At 73.3% G+C, this 20,290-nt stretch carries 18 protein-coding genes; 14 read left to right on the top strand and 4 right to left on the bottom strand.

The window, feature by feature from the left end; genetic code table 11:
* Positions 1 to 238: 238 nt before the first annotated feature.
* Both EV374_RS17700 and EV374_RS17695 read left to right on the top strand, forming a co-directional pair.
* Positions 239 to 2,053, top strand: coding sequence for a protein kinase domain-containing protein (locus EV374_RS17700; RefSeq protein ID WP_132236725.1), 1,815 nt, complete (start codon positions 239 to 241; stop codon positions 2,051 to 2,053).
* Between the two features lie 326 nt (positions 2,054 to 2,379).
* On the top strand, positions 2,380 to 3,903 hold the full coding sequence (locus EV374_RS17695) for a metallophosphoesterase (RefSeq protein WP_132236723.1): 1,524 nt from the start codon (positions 2,380 to 2,382) through the stop codon (positions 3,901 to 3,903).
* Between the two features lie 111 nt (positions 3,904 to 4,014).
* Here EV374_RS17695 and pgi read toward each other — a convergent pair whose 3' ends face one another.
* The 3 genes from pgi to EV374_RS17680 form a co-directional block, all read right to left on the bottom strand.
* Positions 4,015 to 5,649 (bottom strand): glucose-6-phosphate isomerase, encoded by a 1,635-nt coding sequence (pgi, locus tag EV374_RS17690; protein ID WP_132236721.1) that lies wholly within the window; start codon positions 5,647 to 5,649, stop codon positions 4,015 to 4,017.
* Between the two features lie 264 nt (positions 5,650 to 5,913).
* Positions 5,914 to 6,660, bottom strand: a complete 747-nt coding sequence (locus tag EV374_RS17685) for a right-handed parallel beta-helix repeat-containing protein (RefSeq protein WP_486485814.1) — start codon at positions 6,658 to 6,660, stop codon at positions 5,914 to 5,916.
* Between the two features lie 51 nt (positions 6,661 to 6,711).
* A complete protein-coding gene (locus EV374_RS17680) occupies positions 6,712 to 7,755 on the bottom strand; it encodes a BadF/BadG/BcrA/BcrD ATPase family protein (RefSeq protein WP_132236719.1) in 1,044 nt (347 codons plus the stop codon).
* Between the two features lie 57 nt (positions 7,756 to 7,812).
* On the opposite strand from EV374_RS17680, the gene EV374_RS17675 reads away from it, so the two are divergent.
* The 9 genes from EV374_RS17675 (at position 7,813) to EV374_RS17635 (ending at position 16,838) form a co-directional block, all read left to right on the top strand.
* Complete coding sequence (locus EV374_RS17675) at positions 7,813 to 8,724, top strand: MurR/RpiR family transcriptional regulator (RefSeq protein ID WP_486485813.1); 912 nt, start codon at positions 7,813 to 7,815, stop codon at positions 8,722 to 8,724.
* Positions 8,721 to 9,470, top strand: coding sequence for an SIS domain-containing protein (locus EV374_RS17670; protein WP_132236715.1), 750 nt, complete (start codon positions 8,721 to 8,723; stop codon positions 9,468 to 9,470). Before EV374_RS17675 ends, EV374_RS17670 begins: the two co-directional genes overlap by 4 nt.
* Positions 9,471 to 9,487: 17 nt before the next feature.
* Positions 9,488 to 10,906, top strand: a complete 1,419-nt coding sequence (ngcE, locus tag EV374_RS17665; RefSeq protein WP_132236713.1) for an N-acetylglucosamine/diacetylchitobiose ABC transporter substrate-binding protein — start codon at positions 9,488 to 9,490, stop codon at positions 10,904 to 10,906.
* 2 nt (positions 10,907 to 10,908) lie between these two features.
* Entirely contained in the window at positions 10,909 to 11,835 is a 927-nt protein-coding gene (locus tag EV374_RS17660; RefSeq protein ID WP_132236711.1) for a carbohydrate ABC transporter permease, read from the top strand.
* Positions 11,832 to 12,713: a carbohydrate ABC transporter permease gene (locus EV374_RS17655; RefSeq protein WP_132236709.1), complete on the top strand. Its 882-nt coding sequence runs from the start codon at positions 11,832 to 11,834 to the stop codon at positions 12,711 to 12,713. Before EV374_RS17660 ends, EV374_RS17655 begins: the two co-directional genes overlap by 4 nt.
* A gap of 86 nt (positions 12,714 to 12,799) precedes the next feature.
* Positions 12,800 to 13,963, top strand: a complete 1,164-nt coding sequence (locus EV374_RS17650; RefSeq protein ID WP_132236707.1) for a carbohydrate-binding protein — start codon at positions 12,800 to 12,802, stop codon at positions 13,961 to 13,963.
* 102 nt (positions 13,964 to 14,065) lie between these two features.
* Complete coding sequence (locus EV374_RS17645; RefSeq protein WP_132236705.1) at positions 14,066 to 14,788, top strand: SDR family oxidoreductase; 723 nt, start codon at positions 14,066 to 14,068, stop codon at positions 14,786 to 14,788.
* An 11-nt stretch (positions 14,789 to 14,799) separates the two neighbouring features.
* Complete coding sequence (locus EV374_RS17640) at positions 14,800 to 16,020, top strand: acetyl-CoA C-acetyltransferase (RefSeq protein WP_132236703.1); 1,221 nt, start codon at positions 14,800 to 14,802, stop codon at positions 16,018 to 16,020.
* Complete coding sequence (locus EV374_RS17635) at positions 16,017 to 16,838, top strand: SDR family oxidoreductase (RefSeq protein ID WP_207914297.1); 822 nt, start codon at positions 16,017 to 16,019, stop codon at positions 16,836 to 16,838. The genes EV374_RS17640 and EV374_RS17635 overlap by 4 nt, the downstream gene beginning before the upstream one ends.
* 27 nt (positions 16,839 to 16,865) lie before the next feature.
* On the opposite strand, the gene EV374_RS17630 is transcribed toward EV374_RS17635, so the two are convergent.
* On the bottom strand, positions 16,866 to 17,462 hold the full coding sequence (locus EV374_RS17630) for a TetR/AcrR family transcriptional regulator (protein ID WP_132236701.1): 597 nt from the start codon (positions 17,460 to 17,462) through the stop codon (positions 16,866 to 16,868).
* Between the two features lie 251 nt (positions 17,463 to 17,713).
* Between EV374_RS17630 and EV374_RS17625 the strand changes: the two genes are divergently transcribed.
* The 3 genes from EV374_RS17625 to EV374_RS17615 are packed head-to-tail and all read left to right on the top strand — an operon-like array spanning position 17,714 to position 20,233.
* Positions 17,714 to 17,917, top strand: coding sequence for a hypothetical protein (locus EV374_RS17625; protein ID WP_132236699.1), 204 nt, complete (start codon positions 17,714 to 17,716; stop codon positions 17,915 to 17,917).
* Positions 17,914 to 18,648, top strand: coding sequence for an SDR family oxidoreductase (locus EV374_RS17620; RefSeq protein WP_132236697.1), 735 nt, complete (start codon positions 17,914 to 17,916; stop codon positions 18,646 to 18,648). Before EV374_RS17625 ends, EV374_RS17620 begins: the two co-directional genes overlap by 4 nt.
* Entirely contained in the window at positions 18,641 to 20,233 is a 1,593-nt protein-coding gene (locus EV374_RS17615; RefSeq protein WP_165947817.1) for a class I adenylate-forming enzyme family protein, read from the top strand. Before EV374_RS17620 ends, EV374_RS17615 begins: the two co-directional genes overlap by 8 nt.
* Positions 20,234 to 20,290: the final 57 nt, after the last annotated feature.

The following is a 20,290-nucleotide window of genomic DNA, read 5'->3' as shown; positions in this document are numbered from 1 at the left end:
CCGACCCTCCTCTCCGTCGTGCCGCCTGTTCAAGAACTTCCCCGGCATGTGGCGGCGCCACCGCGAACCCATGACGGTTGTGTGACGATCCCCGCTGCTGGCGAGAGGGCTGCTGAGCAGGAGTTTTGGATCACGGGTGCCGGGTACCGCCCTGCGTCGACGGAGACATCGGCGCGACCGCAGCGTAAGCCCGCGACGACCGCGCCGACGCCGGACGACGACCGGGGAGACGATCACGATGCGACTCCTGCACCAGCGCTACCGGCTCGACGAACCGGTCGGGCAGGGCGGCATGGCGGTGGTCTGGCGCGGTTTCGACCTGCGGTTGCAGCGTACGGTCGCCGTGAAGATGCTCTCCGCGGAGTTGCTGGACGACCCGGCTGCGCGGGGGCGGCTGCGCGGTGAGGCGCTCGCCGCGGCGGGGCTCGACCACCCGCACGTCGCCGGCGTCTACGACTACGGCGAGCAGCGGCGCCTGGGTAGGCGACCGGCGCCCTTCCTGGTCATGGAGTTCGTCGACGGCGAGACCCTGGCCGCCCGCCTACGCCGGTCCGGACGGATGCCCTGGTCCGAGGTCGCCCGGATCGGCGCCGCCGTGGCGCACGCTCTCTCCGCCGCACACGCACACGGACTCGTCCACCGTGACGTCAAGCCCGGCAACGTGATGCTCGGCTCCCGTGGCATCAGGGTCGTCGACTTCGGCATCGCCGCGGGCGTCGGCCAGGACCCGGCCGACGACGGGGGCCTGATCTGGGGCACACCGGCATACCTGGCTCCGGAGCAGGCGGCCGGTGCCACGGCGGCACCGGCCGGTGACGTCTTCGCCCTGGGGCTGGTGCTGGTCGAGTGCCTCACCGGGCAGGATCCCGCCGGTCTGCGGAACGGCCGCGGCGGCGCCCGCATCCCGTCCGCTGCCGGACTGCCGGACCAGGTGGCCGACCTGCTGCGGCGTTGCCTGTCACCGGAGGCGGGTCGCCGGCCGCCGGCCGCCGAGGTGGCGGCCGCCCTCCAGGGCGCCGCCGACGCGGAGACGGCGGTGCGGCCTGCGCGCCCGGTGCCCGACCTGCCGGCTGCCACCGGAGCGACCCGGCGGCTCACCGGCGGCCCGAGGACCCCCGCCCACACCGGAAACACGTCCCTCGGGACCGCCCAGGCATCGGGCCCCGCACGCCTGCGCGGGATCCGCTCCCGGTTCGCCGTCGGAGTACCGGCGGTCCTGCTCGCCGCAGTACTCGTCGGACAGCTGCCGGGCCTGACCGCCCTCGACGATGCCGCGGACAGCGACGCCGGCGGCACCGGGGCGCAGTCCGGCGGCTGCGCCGCCCGGTACACCGCCCACCCGATGCCGGACGGCAGCTTCCGCGCCGACCTGGCCGTCACCAACGTCGGGGGGCAGTGGCTGCGTGACTGGTCACTGGCGTTCGCACTGCCTCCCGGTCACCGGGTCCTCACCGCCGGCCCGTCCTGGGACCAGGACCGCCGCCGTGTGACCCTCGCCCCGGCCAGGCCGCTGGCGCCCGGTGCGACCCTGTCGGCGGCGCTGCGCGGGACGGTCGAGGCCGAGCGCCTGAAGGCTCCGGTCGCGTTCTCCGTCAACGGTCTTCCGTGTGACCGGGTGGTCAGCCAGATCGCGTCGCCCGTCGTCGAACCCGCTCCGCCGTCCGCCTCCGCCCCCGCGACCCGGGGTGGCAGGCCGGCCGGCGGAGCTGCCTCCACGCCGGCCTCCGATGCCGTGCCGGAGCCGCGCACGAACCCGGAGGACAGCGACCCGCCCTCGCCGGGGCACGACCCCGCAGGTGGCCCGCAGCCGCCCGCCAGCCCGCCGGCGACCGGGGACCCCCAGGTCACCACCCCTCCGCCCGTCGACCCCTCGCCTAGCACGGACCCCTCGCCGAGCAGCGCCACGCCAACACCGCCGCCCGGCGACGGGACCACCCCCGGCCCTCGCCCGAGCGCCTCGCCCGGCACGCCGACCACCGTCGGTCCGTCCGTCAGCGGTTCGCCGGCGGAGCTGGACGAATCCGCGACCGGCGCACCACGGATCGCCGCGTGAAGGTCCCGCAGGGGCCTCGGCCGTAACGGACCGTCGGAGTACGCCGCTCGCCCGTCCGAGCCGGAGAGGGGGCAATCGGATCCCCGCGCCGGAGGGCCGGGGCCGTGAGTGGATCTGGCCGGTCCGCGTTCCTACGGGTAGCGTGACAGCCGCAGGGATTGTTGCATGCATGCAGGTTCCGGGTAGGCCCGGACAGCCGGAAGGCGTATGTCCGGTCGGGACCGGAGTCATGGTGCTGCGCTTCCGGCCGCCCCTCCCGAGCAACAGATCGGACTCCGACCGTGACCCCACACCCCGGTGCCCGTCGATCGCGCCACCGCGACGTGATGTCGAGCCTGGGAGGCATCGGGACCGGCGCGTCTCGACTCGTCCGCTCCCGATGGGCCAGGCGGCTCATGGCCGGGGCCGCGCTCGTGGCCGTCACCGCCATCGGCGTCACGGTCGGTGTCCTGCTGGGTGCCAGGGGCGAGAGCGACGTGGGCCCGTTCCGGGTCGCGTTCCACGTGACCCTCGCCACCGACGGAGGCACCGAGGTGGCAGTGCCACCCCTGGGATCACTCTTCCTCGACAGCCACGAGGGTCCGGCCCGGCTGACCGTCCGCCTCGATTCGCTGGACCAACGACGCACCGAGGCGCTCATCAACGATCCCGCGGCTCTCGCCCGCGCCGGGGAGAGCGCACCGCAGGACCTCCGGGACGCGCTGGTGCGCCTCGGGCTGCGTACGCTCGGGGTGGCTGTCCTGGCGTCGATGCTGCTCGCGGCCGTGACCTTCCGGTCCGTCCGCCGGGTCGCCTGGTCCGGCGGCCTGGCACTGCTGATCACCGGCGGTACCCTCGGCACCGCCGCCGCGACACTGCGACCGCAGGCGCTGGCGGAGCCGCGCTACGAGGGGCTGCTGGCCAACGCACCCGCGTTGATCGGCGACGCGCAGCGGATCGCCGACGACTACGGCCGGTACGCCGAGCAGCTGCAACGGCTGGTGGGTAACGTCGGCAAGCTGTACGCCAGCGTGTCCAGCCTGCCGATCTACCAGGCGTCCCCGGACACCACTCGACTGTTGCACGTCTCGGACCTGCACCTCAACCCGGCCGCCTGGCCGGTGATCAGGACCGTCGTCGAGCAGTACGACATCGACGCGGTGATCGACACCGGCGACATCACCGACTGGGGCAGCGAACCCGAGACGAACTACGTCTCCATGATCGGTCAGCTCGACGTGCCCTACGTCTACATCCGCGGCAACCACGACTCGCCCCGCACCGCTGCCGCCGTGGCCAGCCAGCCCAACGCGGTCGTGCTCGACAACTCCGTCACGCTGGTCGCGGGGCTCAGGATCGCGGGTATCGCCGACCCCCGCTTCACCCCCGACAAACGGGACGAGGCCGCCGGTCCCTGGGACGAGCCGCCGACGACGGTCGAGGGCGCCGGGGAACGCCTCGCCGCCACGATCCGGGCCCTGGACGCGCCCGTGGACATCGCGCTGGTGCACGATCCGGCGTCCGCCGCCGCGCTCAACGGTGTCACGCCGGTCGTGCTCGCGGGGCACACGCACCGCCGCGAGGTGACGGTGCTGCCACCCACCGGTCAGGTGACCACGCGACTGGCCGTGCAGGGGTCCACCGGTGGGGCGGGGCTGCGGGGGCTCGAAGGCGAGGAGCCGACGCCGCTGGCCATGTCGGTGCTCTACCTCGGCCCGGACCGCCAGCTCAAGGCGTACGACGACATCCGGGTCGGCGGCACCGGCACCGCACAGGTCAGCCTCGACCGGAAGGTGATCGAAGCCCCCGGGGCCAGTGCGCCCTCGCCGGCTGCCACGCCCAGCCCCACGGTCCGCCCCGGCGACCGGTAGGCGCCCCGCCCGCCGAACCCTTCTGGCACCCGCAGCGCTGCGGCCGGCACACCCGGCCCCGAGCGCGCTGTCGCTGCGGCCGGACGGATCCGGCCGCGGCGACTCCGGGCGTCAGTCGCGTCCGCGCTGCCGGCGGTAGCGGCGGATCAGGGCGGCCGTGGACGGGTCGGTGCCGCCGAGATCCGGGTCCGTCCCGTGCAGCAGCGGCGCGAGCTGGTTGGCCATCACCTTGCCCAACTCGACGCCCCACTGGTCGAACGGATTGATGCTCCAGATCGCGCCCTGCACGAGCACGATGTGCTCGTAGAGGGCCACCAGCTGCCCGAACGTGGCCGGGGTCAGCTTGGGGGCGATTATCGAGGTGGTGGGGTGGTTGCCGGCCATCACGCGGTGCGGCACCAGCTCCGCCGCAGTGCCCTCCGCCGCGACCTGCTCGGCGGTACGACCGAAGGCCAACGCGGCGGTCTGGGCGAAGAAGTTCGACATGAACAGGTCGTGCATGTCGCCGATGTCGTGGTTCGGCTCGCTGAAGGCGATGAAGTCCGCGGGCACCAGCCGGGTGCCCTGGTGGATCAGCTGGTAGAAGGCGTGCTGGCCGTTGGTGCCGGGCTCGCCCCAGAAGATCTCCCCGGTGTCGTGCGACACCGGGGCGCCGTCGACCGTGACCGACTTGCCGTTGCTCTCCATGGTGAGCTGCTGCAGGTACGCGGGGAGCCGGTGCAGGTACTGCGAGTACGGCAGCACGGCGTGGGTCTGCGCGCCGAGGAAGTTCGTGTACCAGACATTGAGCAGTCCCAGCAGCACCGGCACGTTGCGCTCGAGCGGCGCCGTGCGGAAATGCCCGTCCACGGCGTGATAGCCGTCCAGCATCTCCCGGAAGCGCTCCGGCCCGATGGACAACATCACCGACAGGCCCACCGCCGAGGGCAGGGAGTACCGGCCGCCCACCCAGTCCCAGAAGCCGAACATGTTCTCCGGGTCGATGCCGAAGTCGCGGACCCGCTGCGCGTTGGTGCTGACCGCGACGAAGTGCCGGGCGACCGCGGCCTCGTCGTCACCGAGCCCGCTCAGCAGCCACCGCCGCGCCTGGTGGGCGTTCGCCAGGGTCTCCTGCGTGGAGAAGGTCTTGGACACCACCACGAACAGCGTCGTCGCCGGGTCCAGGTCCGCGGTGCTGTCGTGGATGTCGGTGGGGTCGATGTTCGATACGAACCGGCAGGTCAGCCCGCCGTCGCGGTAGGCCTTTAGCGCCTCGTACGCCATGACCGGGCCGAGGTCGGAACCGCCGATGCCGATGTTGACCACGGTGCGGATCCGCTCACCGGTGTGCCCGCGCCACTGCCCCGAGCGTACGGTCCGCGCGAACGCCGCCATCCGGTCCAGCACCTCGTGCACGTCGGCGACCACGTCCTGCCCGTCCACGATCAGCGAGGCGCCGCGGGGCAGTCGCAGCGCGGTGTGCAGCACGGCCCGGTCCTCCGTGGCGTTCAGGTGGGCCCCGGAGAACATCGCGGCGATCCGGTCGGTCAGCCCGACGCGGCAGGCCAGCGCGGTGAGCAAGCCGAGCGTGGCGTCGGTGACGAGGTTCTTGCTGTAGTCCACGTAGAAGTCGGCCATCTCGACGGCCAGCCGTTGGCCGCGGCGGGGGTCGGCGGCGAACAGGTCGCGCAGGTGGACCCCGCGGATCTCCTCGGCGTGCCTGTGCAGGGCCTGCCATTCGGCGGTGCTGGTGACGTCCGCAGCCATCGGGTCGATCGTCTCCCTCTGAACATCGGCAACCCGTCGGCGGCCGGCCCGCCGACGGCGCAGGTGAGCTCAGCCTGCCATCACGAAGATCGACGTGCGAGCCGGACGCGGACGCTCCCGGATGCTGATCCGTCCCGACGGCAGCCCGTCCCGTCGCGGGGCGACGGGACAGGATTCGCCTGCCGACCCCTGCGGCCTTCTTCCTGGCGTGAGGTGTCCCCGGCCGAAGCCGGGGACACCTCACGCCGCGATTGTCGGGCGGGGTCAACCGCCGGTGATGGAGAAGGTGGAACCGGGTTCCTTCACGATGTTGCCGTCGGCCGAATTGGTGATGGTGACGTTGGTCAGGACGGCGTTGCCGCGAGCGCCGCTCATGGCCAGGATGCCGGCGCCGTTGTTCGACTTGTCGATCTTCACGTTGGTGATCGCGACGTTCGGCATGTTGCCTCCGCCGTTCCTGAACTGGATGCCGTCGTAGGTCGAGTCGTGGATCTCGGTGTCACGGATGGTGACGCCGGTGAGGTCCGTGGTCGCCGGGAACAGCGTGATCGCCCCGAACTCCTGGTCCTCGTTCCAGAAGACGCCACCGCCCCGGAAGAGGGCGTTGTTGGCGATCAGCGTGGTGCCGGAGAAGGGCAGCGGACTGTGGTCGGTCGCCAGCATGATGCCGGGGTAGTTCATCGTGTCGTAGATCAGGTTGTTCTCGATCGTGTTGCCGTGGCCGCCGTAGATCGCGATGCCGTTCGCCCGCCAGGGCAGCTGGATGGTGTTGTTCAGGAAGCGGTTGCCATGCGCGACGTCCACGCTGGCGTCCTTCACCCGCGGATTGGCCCAGACGGCCAGGGAGTCGTCGCCGGTGGTGCGGAACGACGAGTTGAACACCCGGGAGTTACGCGTGCCGTTGGAGAAGTTGATGCCGTCGGCGTACGTGTCGCGGATCCGCATGCCGGTGAACTCCAGCCCGTCGCCGGGGTTCCAGTAGGCGGGCTTCGGGTCGACGAGGGGCGCCATGTCGTCTGATGGCGCTGGCTGTGCCGGCGGTCCGGTCGCCGGGGCCCGCCATCACGCGGGCGGGGTGACGAATGCGCCGTGTTCGGTGCCGGCGGGCACGAGCTCGCGGGCGGCGAGCCAGGCCGCTGCGGAGGCGGGGTCTCCGGCGACCGTCACCGGGCGGCGTCGGAGGCGGGCCAACAGCGCGGCGCGAAGCTCCGGCGGGCCGGTGAGCAGGCCGCCGGCCAGGACGAGCGGCCCGCGACCGGGCGGGACGGCGCGCACGGTGGCGGCGAGCCGGTCGGCGGCTGCCTCGATCAGGCGGTGTGCGTCCCGGTCGCCGACGCGGGCGGCGTCGAGCACGAGCGGGGCCAGCCCCGCCACCCGATCGCGGGGCAAGGCGTAGAACGCGGTGACGAAGCCGTCGGCCGCCGCGGGGGGCGCCGCACCCGTCGATCCGGCGGGCGGCCCGACGAGCTGCCCGGGGGAGGCAGGTGCGGGACCGGTGCGGCCGGGCGGGGCGGCGGCGCGGACCACGGCGTGGGACACGGCGTCGACCAGTGGCCCGCCCGCGCGGCGGCCGACGGCCAGCGCCCGGGCGGTCAGCCGCGCCGCTTCGAGGCCGAGCCAGAAGCCGCCGCCCTCGTCGCCCAGCAGCCAGCCGAGCCCGTCGGCGGTACGGCCCACCGACCGCTCGACGATCTGCACCGCGACGGCCCCGGTCCCGGCGATCAACACCGTGCCCGACGGCGCCGGCGTTCCGGCCGCGAACGCCACCACCGCGTCGCCCACCGTCCGTAGCGGGCACGTCAGCCCGGTGGCCCGCCAGGCGTCCAGATAGATCGACGCCACCGTCGGCCGGTCCAGGGCCGACCGTCCGGCCAGTCCCACCACGGCCCCCGCCACCCGCGCCGGGTCGTGCCCGGCCAGGGCCTCCCGCGCCGCCGCGACCAGGGCGGAAGCTGCTTCGGCCGGCGGCTGGGCGACCGGGTTGCCGGCGCCGGCCCGGCCGCGGCCGACGATCCGCCCGTCAGACGTCGTCACGACCGCCCGGGTCGACGAGCCGCCACAGTCGGCACCGAGAACGAGGATTGTCGATGCACAAAGTATTGACATACATCAACGTTCAATCATAATTTTGCTCACCACAAGGGTGAAGTGAAAGGAATGCCGATGGCTGGGACCGGGTTGCTGGGCCGCGTCCGCACCGAGCTGCCGACCCTGCCCGAGGCTCTCCAGCGGGTCGGCGCGCGGCTGCTCGGTGACCCCGAGGAGACCGCCCGTTCCACGATCGTCGACCTCGCCGAGCGGGCCGGCACCTCGACGGCCACGGTCACCCGCTTCTGCCGCACCTTCGGCTACCGGGGCTACGCCGAGCTGCGGGTCGCCGTCGCCACCGAGACCGGCCGGGCGGCGCAGGCCCGCTGGGACACCGACATCGACCGCGAGATCGGCCCCGACGACCCGCTCAGCCATCTGCTGGACGTCGTCGCGTCGGCCGACGGCCGGGCGATCCAGGACACGGCCGGACAGGTCGACCTCGCCGCCGTGGACCGGGTGGCGGCAGCCGTCGCGCAGGCGCGGCGGGTCGAACTGTTCGGGTTGGGCAGCTCCGGCAATGCGGCCCGTGAGATGGCGTTCCGCCTCGAACGGATCCGGGTGCCGTGCTGGCACCGCCCCGACCCGCACACGGCGCTCACCAACGCCGCGCTGCTCGAGGCGGGCGACGTGGCGATCGGTCTGTCGCACAGCGGGCGCACCCGCGAGGTCGTCGAGGTGCTGTCCGAGGCGGCCGACCACGGCGCGCTGACCGTCGCCGTCACCTCGTTCCCGCGCTCGCCGCTGGCCGAGGTGGCCGACGTCGTGATGACGACCGCGGTCCAGGAGACGACGTTCCGGCTCGCCGCGCTGTCGGCGTTGCACTCCCAGTTGCTCGTGCTCGACCTGATCTACGTCGCGGTCGCGCAGCGCACGTACCGCCGTACCACCGCGGCCTTCGAGGTGACCGCCCGTGCGGTCGCCGCCCACCGCCTGCCCGACGAAGGCCGCCGGCCCCGGCGGCGTCACCGACCGGAGGAACGATGATCGGCGCCCAGGAGTACCTCACCGCGGTCAACGCCGCGATCGCGCACGTGGCCGCCACCCAGCAGGACGCCGTGCGCCGCGCCGCCGACCTGCTGACGGCCGGGCTGCGTGCCGGCGGCGTGGTGCAGGCGTTCGGCAGCGGCCACTCCGAGGCCCTGGCCATGGAGATCGCCGGACGGGCCGGCGGCCTCGTGCCGACCAACCGCATCGCGCTGCGCGACATCGTCCTGTACGGCGGGGCCGAGCGGGCGTCGCTCGACGACCCGTTCCTCGAACGCGACCCGGCGGTCGCCCACCGCCTCTACGAGCTGGCCCCCGTCAAGCCGGACGACGTGTTCGTGATCGCGTCGAGCTCGGGCGTCAACGGCGTGGTGGTGGAGTTGGCGCGACTGGTCCGCGAACACGGCCACGGGCTGGTCGCGGTCACCTCGCTCGCCCACACCAGGGCCGTCCCGCCGCGGCACCCGAGCGGTCTGCGGCTGGTCGACCTCGCCGACGTCGTGCTCGACAACGGTGCCCCGCTCGGCGACGCCGCCCTGCCGATCGACGGCGGAGGCGCGGTCGGCGCGATCTCGTCCATCACCGGCGCCCTGCTGGCCCAGCAGGTCGTGTGCGAGGTGGTGGCCCGGCTCGTCGCCGCCGGCGAGACGCCCCCGGTCTACCTGTCCGCCAACGTCCCCGGCGGAGACCGGCACAACCAGGAGTTGGAGGCGCGGTACGCCGGGCGCATCCGGCGTACCGCCTAGAGAAGGCGAGCCCAGTCATGAACCCCTCTTCTCCGGACGGACGCCACCCCGCCACCCGGCGCGCTCTCCTGCGCGCGACCGCAGCCGTCGCGGCCGTGCCCCTGGCCGGCTGCGTGACCGCCGGCGGCGGTGACGACGGCGCCCCGGCCGCCGAGGGCGCGAAGAGCGCCGACAACCCGCTCGGTGTGCCCGACGCGACACCGCTGGAGGTCGTCATCTTCAAGGGCGGCTACGGCGACGACTACGCCGTCCACGCCGAGAAGCTCTACCAGGAGCGGCACCCGGGTGCCACGGTCGACCACAAGGGCATCCAGAAGGTGGGTGAGGCGCTCCAGCCGCGGTTCGTCGCCGACACCCCGCCGGACGTCGTCGACAACACCGGCGCCGGGCGGCTCGACCTGGCCACGCTCGTCGCCGCCGGCAAGCTCGCCGACCTGGGCGAGCTGCTCGACGCCCCGGCGTTCGACGGCGGCGGCGCGAAGGTGCGCGACACCCTGCTGCCGGGCGTCGTCGACGAGGGCACGTTCGGCGGCGTGCCGCGCGCGCTCAACTTCACCTACACCGTCTGGGGGTTGTGGTACTCCCGGTCGCTCTTCGCGCGTAACGGCTGGACGTTCCCGACGACCTGGGACGCGATGCTGACGCTCTGCGCCGAGATCAAGAAGACCGGCGCCGCGCCGTGGACGTACCAGGGCAAGTACCCGGAGTACATCAGCGATCCCCTGTTGGCCATGGCGGCCAAGGCCGGCGGGACCGATCTCGTCAAGGCGGTCGACAACCTGGAACCCAATGCCTGGAAGCAGCCGGCGCTGCTCGACGCGGCCACCGCCGTCGCCGACCTGGCCGGGCGCGGCTACCTCCTGCCCGGCTCGGAGGCGTTGTCGCACACGGAGGCGCAGGCCGCCTGGTGCCAGGGCCGGGCCGCGATCATCCCCTGCGGATCGTGGCTGGAGGCCGAGCAGAAGGGCGTCGCCCCCGACGGCTTCGACATGGTGATGGCCCCGGTGCCGTCCCTCGGTGGCGGTGACCGGATGCCGGTGAGCGGGTTGCAGGCGGCCGGCAGCGAGTCCTTCATCGTGCCGGCGAAGGCGAAGAATCCGCGCGGCGGCCTGGAGTTCCTGCGCGTGCTGTTCTCGAAGCCGGCCGCGCGACGGTTCGCCGAGTTGAACTCCGCCCTGCCCACGGTGTCCGGCGCGACCGACGGCCTCACCCTCTCCAGCGGGCTCGGCTCGGTGCGGGCCGCCGTCGACGCGGCCGCCTCGCACACGTTCGCGTACCGCTTCCGCACCTGGTACGCGCCCCTGGCCAAGGCGGTCGACGACGCCACCGGCGAGTTGGCCACCCGGCGCGTCACGCCGGCCCAGTGGGCCGACCGGATCCAGCGGGCGGCGGACCGCGTCGCCGCCGACAGCGCCGTCAAGAAGTACGAGCGGTAGCCATGACGAGCGTCCGATCCGGCCGCGCCCGGTTCCTCGCCGGCGCGATCCTGCCCGCTCTCGCCCTGTACGCCGTGTTCGTGCTCTCGCCGTACGCGCAGGCGTTCTACCTGGCGCTCACCGACTGGACCGGCGTCTCCGGCGAGGTGGGCTTCGTCGGGCTGGACAACTTCCGCCGGCTGGCCGACGACCCGTCGTTCCGCGCCGCCCTGCGCAACAACGGGCTGATGCTGCTCGTCGTGCCGGCGGCCACCATCGCCCTCGGGTTGCTGCTGGCCGCCCTCGTCTCGTTCGGCGGGCGTGGCGGGGCCGCCGGGCCGGCCGCCGTGCGGGGCGGGGAGCTGTACAAGGTGGCGTACTTCCTGCCGCAGGTGCTCTCGCTGCCGATCGTCGCGGTGCTCTGGCAGTTCGTCTACGGCCCCACCGACGGGCTGCTCAACGGCGCTCTGCGCGGGGTCGGGCTCGACGCGCTGGCCCGCAGCTGGCTCGGCGACCCGGCCGTCGCCCTGTGGGCGGTCATGGCGGTGCTGGTCTGGTCGTCGGTCGGCTTCTACATGGTGCTCTTCGGCGCCGCGATGGAGTCGATCCCGCGCGAGGTGCTCGAGGCGGCGGTGCTGGACGGCGCCGGGCGCCTCGCCGTCCTGCGGCGCGTCGTCGTGCCGCTGCTCTGGGACAACGTCCAGGTCGCGTTCGTCTACCTCGGCGTGCTCGCCCTGGACGGCTTCGCGGTCGTACAGATCATGACCGTGGGCCCGGGCGGGCCGGACGGAGCGACCGAGGTGATGGGTCTCGGGCTCTACCGCAACGCCTTCACGTACGGGCGGTTCGGCTACGCCGCGGCGATGGGCGTCGCGCTGTTCTTCCTCACGCTCGCCGTCGCCGTCCTGGCGTTGCGGGCCGGACGCCGGGAGCGGGTGGAATACACGTGACGACCCTCATCGAACGGCCCGTCGACGCGCGACCCGCGTCGCCGACCCGGCGCCGACGCCGCAGCGACACCTGGGGCCCGCACGTCTTCCTCGTGGCGTGGGCGGCGATCGTCACGGTGCCCCTGCTCTGGGCGGTGGCGAGCTCACTCAAGACCGACCGCGAGATCCTCACCAGCCCGTGGACGCCGCCGGCGCAGCCCCGGTTCGACAACTGGTCGCGGGCCTGGGACCAGGCCTCCATCGGCCGGTACGTCGGCAACAGCGCGATCGTCGTCGGGGCGGCGCTCCTGCTCACCATGGTGCTGGGCTCGACCGTCGCCTACGCCCTGGCCCGCTATCCGTTCCGGGGCAACCGGATCGTCTACTACACGTTCGTCTCGGGGCTACTCTTCCCGGTGTTCCTGGCCCTGGTGCCGCTGTTCTTCGTGGTCGAGCAGCTCGGCCTGCTCGGCACCTACCCGGGCCTGATCCTCGTCTACACCGCGTACGCGCTGCCGTTCACGGTCTTCTTCCTGCACGCGTTCTTCCGCTCGCTGCCGACCGCGCTCGCCGAGGCGGCGTTCCTCGACGGCTGCTCGCACTGGGGCGTCCTCGTCCGCGTGATGCTGCCGCTGGCCCGACCCGGCCTGGTGAGCGTCGCCATCTTCAACTTCCTCGGGCTGTGGAACCAGTACCTGCTCCCGCTGGTGCTCAACCCCGATCCCGACCGGTACGTGCTCGCGCAGGGCCTGGCCGCGCTGTCGGTCAGCCAGGGCTACCGCAGCGACTGGAGCGGCCTGTTCGCCGGCCTCACCATCGCGATGCTGCCGGTGCTCGCCGCGTACGTGCTCTTCCAACGGCAGATCCGCACGGGCCTCACCGCGGGGGCGATCAGGTAGGCCCTTCCGTCCGGCTCCACCGCGCGGGCGGTCGTCGTCGCCCGCCCGCGCGTATCCCTTTCCCTCCCACCGTGAGGAGACCCCCCATGTCACGGAGATCCCGCGCGGCCTTCGCCGCCGCGTCGGCGGCACTCACCGCCGTCGCCGCGCTCGCCGCATTCGGCCCGGGCGGCAGTGCCGCCGCCGCGGCCGACACCTGCGGCGTGCTCTTCGACGACTTCGCGTACGCGTCGTCGGCCGACCCCGCGCTGCCGGCCCGCAACTGGACGGTGCGCACCAACGCCGGCGGCCCCGGCGTGCCGGGCGCCTCGTGGCCGGCGGCCAACATCTCGTTCCCGACCTCCGGCGGGCAGAAGGTGCTCCAGCTCACCGCCTCGACGGACGGGACCGCCGCCGGCACCAGCCACGCCGAACTGTTCCAGCGCCGGGCGTTCTTCGAGGGCACGTACGCGGCCCGGGTGCGCTTCGCCGACGCGCCGGTCACTGGCAACGACGGCGACCGTCTCGTCGAGACGTTCTTCACGATCACCCCGCTCGACCGTCCGATGGACCCGAACTACGGCGAGATCGACTTCGAGTACCTGCCCAACGGCGGGTGGGGCGAACAGGGCCCGATCTTCTACCAGACCACCTGGGAGACGTACCAGAACGAGCCCTGGGTCGCCGACAACACCCACACCGCGCAGCGCCGCAGCTTCGACGGCTGGCACGACCTCCTGTTCACCGTCTCCCAGGGGCGGGTCAAGTACTACGTCGACGGTCAGCAGGTGGCCGACCACGGTGACCGGTACTACCCGGAGACGCCGATGTCGATCAACTTCAACCTGTGGTTCATCGACCTCGTCGCCCACACCGGCGGGCGCAGCACCTACCACCAGCAGGTCGACTGGCTCTACTTCGCCGACCGGCAGGTGCTGACGCCGGCCCAGGTGGCCGCGCGGGTGACCGGTCACCGGTCAGCCGGCACCACGCACACCGACACGGTCGGCGCGGGCGGCGCCTGCCCCACGCCGCCGCCCAGCTCACCGCCGCCGTCGACCCCGCCGCCCTCCACGCCGCCGCCCTCGTCCCCGCCGCCCTCGACGCCGCCGCCCGCGACCTGTGCCGGCGTGCCGAACTGGGACCGGAACACGGTGTACCTCGGCGGTCAGCGGGTGCGGCACAACGGCCGGCTCTGGCAGGCGAACTGGTGGACGCTCGGTTCCGAGCCGGGGCTCACCGCGCAGTGGCGCGACCTCGGCCCCTGCTGAGCCCGTGCCGGGCCGCCGTCGTCACCGGGGGCGGCGGCCCCGCACGTCCGGGAGTGCCGGGCGGCCATTGTTATCTAACCAAGCGCTTGTTAGGTTATCGGCATGGAGTTCGCTTTCCCGGCCGGGGCCACCGTCGTCGTCACCGGGGCCGGCAGCGGGATCGGCCGGGCGACCGCGCTGCTGGCCGCCCGGGTCGGCCTGCGGGTGGCGGCCTGGGACCTGGCCGGCGACGCGGTCACCGGCACCGCCGAGGAGATCACCGCCGCCGGCGGCAGCGCCGTCGCGCGGGTGGTCGACGTGGCCGATCCGGTGGCGGTGCGAGGCGCGTTCGCCGACAGCGGCCGGGCCACGTACCTGGTCAACAACGCCGGCCCGGCCAGCAGCCTCGACATCGACTTCGACCAGGCGCTCGCGCTCACCGTGGGCAGCGTGCGGACGGTCACCGACGCCTGGCTGGCCAGCCGACCGGGTGACGGCGCGGCGGTGGTCAACGTCTCGTCGGTCGCCGGCAACCTGGTCGGCACCGACTCCGCCTGGTACTGCGCGGGAAAGGCGGCCATCGCCGGCTACACCCGGCACCTGGCCACCCGGCTCGCCCCGGCGGTGCGGGCCAACACCGTCGCGCCCGGGCTGATCGACACCCCGCGTACGGCCGGGTTCGCCGCCTCCGGACTGGGCCGCGACCTCGTGGCCCGCAACCCGATGGGGCGGGCGGGCCGGCCGGAGGAGGTCGCCGGCGCGGTGCTCTTCCTGCTCTCCCCGCTCGCCGGCTACCTCAACGGCGTGCTGCTGCCGGTCGACGGCGGCTGGATGGTCACTCAGTAAGGGGGCAACCGATGCCAGAAGCCGTCATCGTCGCCGCGGCCCGCTCACCGATCGGGCGCGCCGGCAAGGGCTCGCTGGTCGGCGTGCGCGCCGACGACCTGATCGCCGACATCGCCCGTGCGGCCCTGGCGCAGGTCCCCGCGCTGGACCCGCGGACGCTGGACGACGTGCTGCTCGGGTGCGCGCAGCCGGCCGGCGAGCAGGGCTACAACCTGGCCCGGACGCTCGCCGTGCGACTCGGCCTGGACGGGGTGCCCGGCGCCGTGGTGCAGCGTTACTGCGCCTCGTCGGTGCAGACCACCCGGATGGCTCTGCACGCGATCAGGGCGGGGGAGGGGCACGCCTTCCTCTCGGCGGGGGTGGAGATGGTCTCCCGCTACGACCGCGGCAAGGCCGACGGCATGCCCGGCACCCACCACCCCCGCTACGCCGTCGCCGAGGAGCGCACCGCCGCCCGTGCCCGGGGCGGCGGCGCGGACTGGTCAGACCCGAGGTCCGCCGGTGCGGAGCCGGACGTCTACATCGCCATGGGACACACCGCGGAGAACGTGGCCCAGCACTGCCGGGTCAGCCGCCGCGAGCAGGACGAGTTCGCCGTCCGCAGCCAGAACCTGGCCGAGAAGGCGATCGCGGACGGCTTCTGGGCCACCGACATCACGCCGGTCACCCTGCCCGACGGCACGGTCGTCGACCGTGACGACGGCCCGCGTGCGGGCGTCACCCTGGAGAAGATCGGCGCCCTGAAGCCGGTCTTCCGGCCGGACGGCACGGTCACCGCGGCGAACTGTTGCCCGCTCAACGACGGCGCCGCCGCGCTGGTGGTGCTCAGCGACATCCGCGCCCGCGAGCTCGGCCAGACCCCCCTGGCCCGGGTGGTCGCCACCGGAGTCTCCGCGCTCAGCCCGGAGATCATGGGCCTCGGCCCGGTGCAGGCCACCCAGCGGGCGCTGGCCAACGCCGGGCTCACCATCAGCGACATCGACCTGGTCGAGATGAACGAGGCGTTCGCGGCCCAGGTGATCCCGAGCTACCGGATGCTCGGCATCGACCTGGACCGGCTCAACGTCCATGGCGGAGCGATCGCGGTCGGGCACCCGTTCGGCATGACCGGGGCCCGGATGACGACCACCCTGATCAACGCGCTGCGCTTCCGCGACCGGCAGTTCGGACTGGTCACCATGTGCACCGCCGGCGGACAGGGAATGGCGCTGATCATCGAGCGGCTCTCGTGACGCCGGGCGTGCTGGCCGGCAAGGCCGTCGTGATCACCGGCGCCGGGCGTGGCCTCGGCGAGGCCTACGCCCGACTCGCCGCCGCCGAGGGCGCCTCGGTGGTGGTCAACGATGTCGACGCGGCGGCCGCCGCGTCGGTGGCCGGGGCGATCGGGGCGCTGGCCGACGACTCGGACATCGCCACCTGGGCCGGCGCCGGCCGGTTGATCGACAACTGTCGTCGCGCGTACGGGCGGGTGGACGGACTGGTCAACAACGCCGGGCTGTTCCGGCTGGCCGATCCCCGGGAGCAGGATCCCGAGGAGTTCCGCCGGGTGCTGGAGGTGAACCTGCTCGGCACCGCCTACTGCGGACTGCACGCGATCCGCGCGATGCTCAAGCAGGGCGGCGCCGGCTCGGTGGTGAACGTGACCTCCGGCTCCCAGTCCGGCACGGCCGCCCTCGCCGCGTACGGTGCCAGCAAGGGTGGCGTCGCCTCGCTGACCTGGTGCTGGGCGGCGGACCTGGCCGACACGCAGGTACGCGTCAACGCGGTCTCGCCCAACGCGCACACGCGGATGGCGGACGCCTTCGAGCGGCATCTGGGCGCCCGGGCCCGTGGGCAGAACGTGGGCAAGACGCCGGCGAGCAACGCGCCGGCCGTGGTGCACCTGCTCTCCGACGCGGCGGCGGGGATCTCGGGCCGGATCGTCCGGGTCGACGGCGACGAACTGTCGCTGGTGCAGCCGCCGCGCACGGCCGTCGCCGTGCGCCTGCCGGAGTGGACGGTCGCGGCGGTGGCCGAGGCGTTCGCCGGTGACCTGCGCCAGCAGCCGTGACCGGGCCCGGCCGCAATCTCGTGGCCGTCAGTCCTTGGGGCGGCTGGTCAGGCCGTCCAGGAAGAGTGACGTGCAGTCCTCGGCCAGGCTGGAGATCGGGTGGTCCGCGCTGGGCTTGAACCAGCGGACGGACAACCACACCGCGTCTCGCATCAGGCGGTAGAGAATCTTCGGATCGACGTCGGCCCGGAAGGTGCCCTCCGCGATGCCCGCCTCGATCACCGTGAGCCAGACGTTCTGCACCTGGCGACCGGCGTTGCGCAGGTAGTCGAACCGGTCGAACTGGAGCAGGAAGTTGACGTCGTTCTGGTAGATCTCGGTGGCGTGCGGGTGCGCCTCCACCACCTCGAGGGACGCGACGATCAGGTCGTGCAGGCGCTGGCGGGCGCCGATCTCCTCGGCCAGGACCTGCTCGTACCGGTGCTGGAGGTCCTTGAGGAAGGAGGAGACGATCTCGTCGACCATCGTCTCCTTGGAGTCGAAGTGGTGGTAGAGGCTGCCGGAGAGGATGCCGACGTCGTCGGCGATCTGCCGGACCGTGGTCGCCGCCACGCCCTTCCTGGCGAACAGTGCGGCGGCACTGGCGAGGATCGCCTCGCGCCGGACTCCAGGCTCTCGCGCCATGTTTTCTCACAGACGGACTCGACGGAACAGGGGCCTTGGTCGTTGGACGTCCGACGGGTCCTCCCGCCGGACGGCCTCCGGAGTGTACCGGCGGCATCGACAGGTCGTGCCGCTCGTCGTACAGGGTAGCGTAACCAACCAAGCGCTTGGTAAGTTATTTCGCGTGCCTCCACGGATCGAGTCGCGCTGACGTGCGCCGGGTCGCGGGGCGACCGCAGATGGCCGGGCGGACCGGCGGCGAGAAGGCGGCGATGGCTGACAAGCGGATGACCGAGGGCGACGTCGTGGCGGAGCTGCGCTCCGGAACGACCATCGAGACTGGTGCCCGGGGTTCCCGGCGCAGGTCGGTGTCCCTGGTCCGGGCGGTCCCGCGCTCGGAGGTGCCCGACCTGAGCGTGGTCACCCACGGGTCGGGCCCGGACGTCCCGTCCGGTGGCGGTGCGGTGGACCGATGAACGGCCGGTACGAGGGCAGGGTCGCGCTGGTCACCGGCGCCGCCAGCGGGTTGGGCCGGGCCACGGCCCGCCGCCTCGCGGCCGAGGGTGCCCGCGTCGCCTGCCTCGACCTGCTCGCCGACGACGCCGACCTCGGCCCGGTCGGCCTGGCGATCGCGGTGGACGTCCGGGACGAGGCGGGCGTCGCCGAGGCGGTCGACCGGGCGGTCGACTGGGGTGGCGGCATCGACCTGGTGGTGACCGCCGCCGGGGTCGCCTCCTTCGGCCACACCACCGACGTAGCGCTCGCCGAGTGGGACCGCTTGCTCGCGGTCAACCTGACCGGCACCTTCCTGACCGCGCGGGCGGCGCTGCCGCACCTGAGCGCGCGGCGGGGCGCGCTGGTCACGGTCGCGTCCCTGGCCGGAGTGCGTGGCTACCGGTACAGCGCCGCCTACTCGGCGGCCAAGGGCGGGGTGGTCGCGTTGACCCGGGCGCTCGCGGTGGAGTACGCGCTCACCGGGGTCCGGGTCACCTGTGTCTGCCCCGGATCGATCGACACGGCGTTGACCCGGAACCTGACACCCGTGCCGGGGGCCGACCCTCGACTGCTGGCACACGGCCGGGCACTGGTCGACCCGCCGGTGTCCCAGCCGGAGGAGATCGCCGCCGCGATCGCCTACCTCGGTTCACCGGAGGCGAGGTTCGCCACCGGAGCGGTGCTGCGAATGGACGGTGGAGCAGGTGCCTGAGTTCTCCTCGGCGACGATCGAGCGGTACTACGCCGACGGTTCGTGGGACGCCGACACGATCGCCGATCTGGTGGCGCGCAACGCCGTCGCCGCGCCGGACGGGATCGCCTTCCACGCCCCGGAGGGGGCGCTGACCTGGCGCGAGTACGACGCGGCGGCGACCCGGCTGGCCGGGGCGTACGTGCTCGCCGGCTGGACGCCGGGGCAACCGCTGGCCGTGCTGCTCACCGGTGGCGCGCTCACCCACGTCGCGTACCTGGCCGCGCAGAGGGCCGGGCTGGTGACAGTGGGGCTGAGCCCCCGCGCCGGGGACGCCGAGATCAGCCATCTGCTGCGGCACACCGCCGCGGTCGCGCTGGTCAGCCGGTCCAGCCACCGGGGACGACCCGCCGGGGAGATCGCCCGGCTCACCGGGGCTCCCGAGCACCTGGAACTGGACCTGGTCGACGCGGTGCCGGTGCTGCGCCGGGCCGGCGTACCGCTCGCGGTGCCGACGGTGGCGCAGGCGGTCGGGCTGCTCGCCGGCCGGGGTCTCGGCCCGGACGACCTGTTCTTCCTCAACTCCACCTCGGGCACCACCGGGCGGCCCAAGTGCGTGCGGCAGAGCATGAACGTGCGCAAGTACTTCGCCGGACTGGCCGCCGAGGCCGGTGCGTTCGGCCCGGACGAGGTGGTGCTGAGCGCGCTGCCCGCGCCGTACGGCTTCGGTCTCTGGAGCGCCCACGTCATGCCCGCCCGGTACCGGTTCGCCACGGTGCTGACCGCCGAGTTCGACCCGGCCGGGACGCTGGACCTGATCGAACGACACCGGGTGACCGTTCTCGCCGCCGTGACCAGCCAGTTCATCATGATGTTGAACCACGAGGCGTTCGCCCGGCGCGACCTCGGCTCGCTGCGGGTGCTCTTCACCGGCGGAGAGCGGGTGCCGCGGCACCGGGCGGAGGAGTTCGAGGAGCGGACCGGCTGCGCGGTCCTGCAGTTCTACGGCTCCAACGAGGCCGGGCCGATCTCGGTGACCCGGGTGGCCGACCCTCGTCCGGCGCGGCTGGGGACGGCCGGTCGGCCGGTCCCGGCGATGCGGCTGCGCCTGCTCGACCCGGACGGTGACCCGGTGACCGAGGGGCCGGGCCAGGTGGCGGTGAACGGTCCCGGCTGCACCTCCGGATACTTCCGGGACGAGCCGGCCAACCGCCTGCTGTTCCGCCCGGACGGCTGGCTGCGCACCGGAGACCTGGGGCGGCTGGACGCCGACGGGTACCTCTCGATCACCGGGCGGACGGCGGACTTCATCATCCGGGGCGGGCACAACGTGAGCGCCCCGGTGGTCGAGGAGGCCGTGGGCGGACATCCGAGCGTGGCCCAGGTCGCGGTGGTCGGCATGCCCGACGAGGTGCTGGGGGAGCGGGTCTGCGCCTTCGTGGTCACCCGCGACGGCACCGGGCTGACCCTGGACGAGTTGCGGGTCCACCTGGAGGCGGCGGGCGTTTCCAAGGTCAACTGGCCGGAGCGGCTGGTCGGGCTGCCCGTGCTGCCACTGGGTGCCGGTGGCAAGGTCGACAAGTCGGCCCTGCGGGCGCTGCTCTGAGCGGTCGACGGCGGGCCGGCCCGTCGGGCGGCGAGGTCGGCGACGGCGCGGTCGCGA

This window comes from Micromonospora sp. CNZ303 (assembly GCF_004345505.1).
The sequence above is the reverse complement of the archived record's forward strand: the minus strand, read 5'-3'. Positions and strand labels throughout refer to the sequence as shown.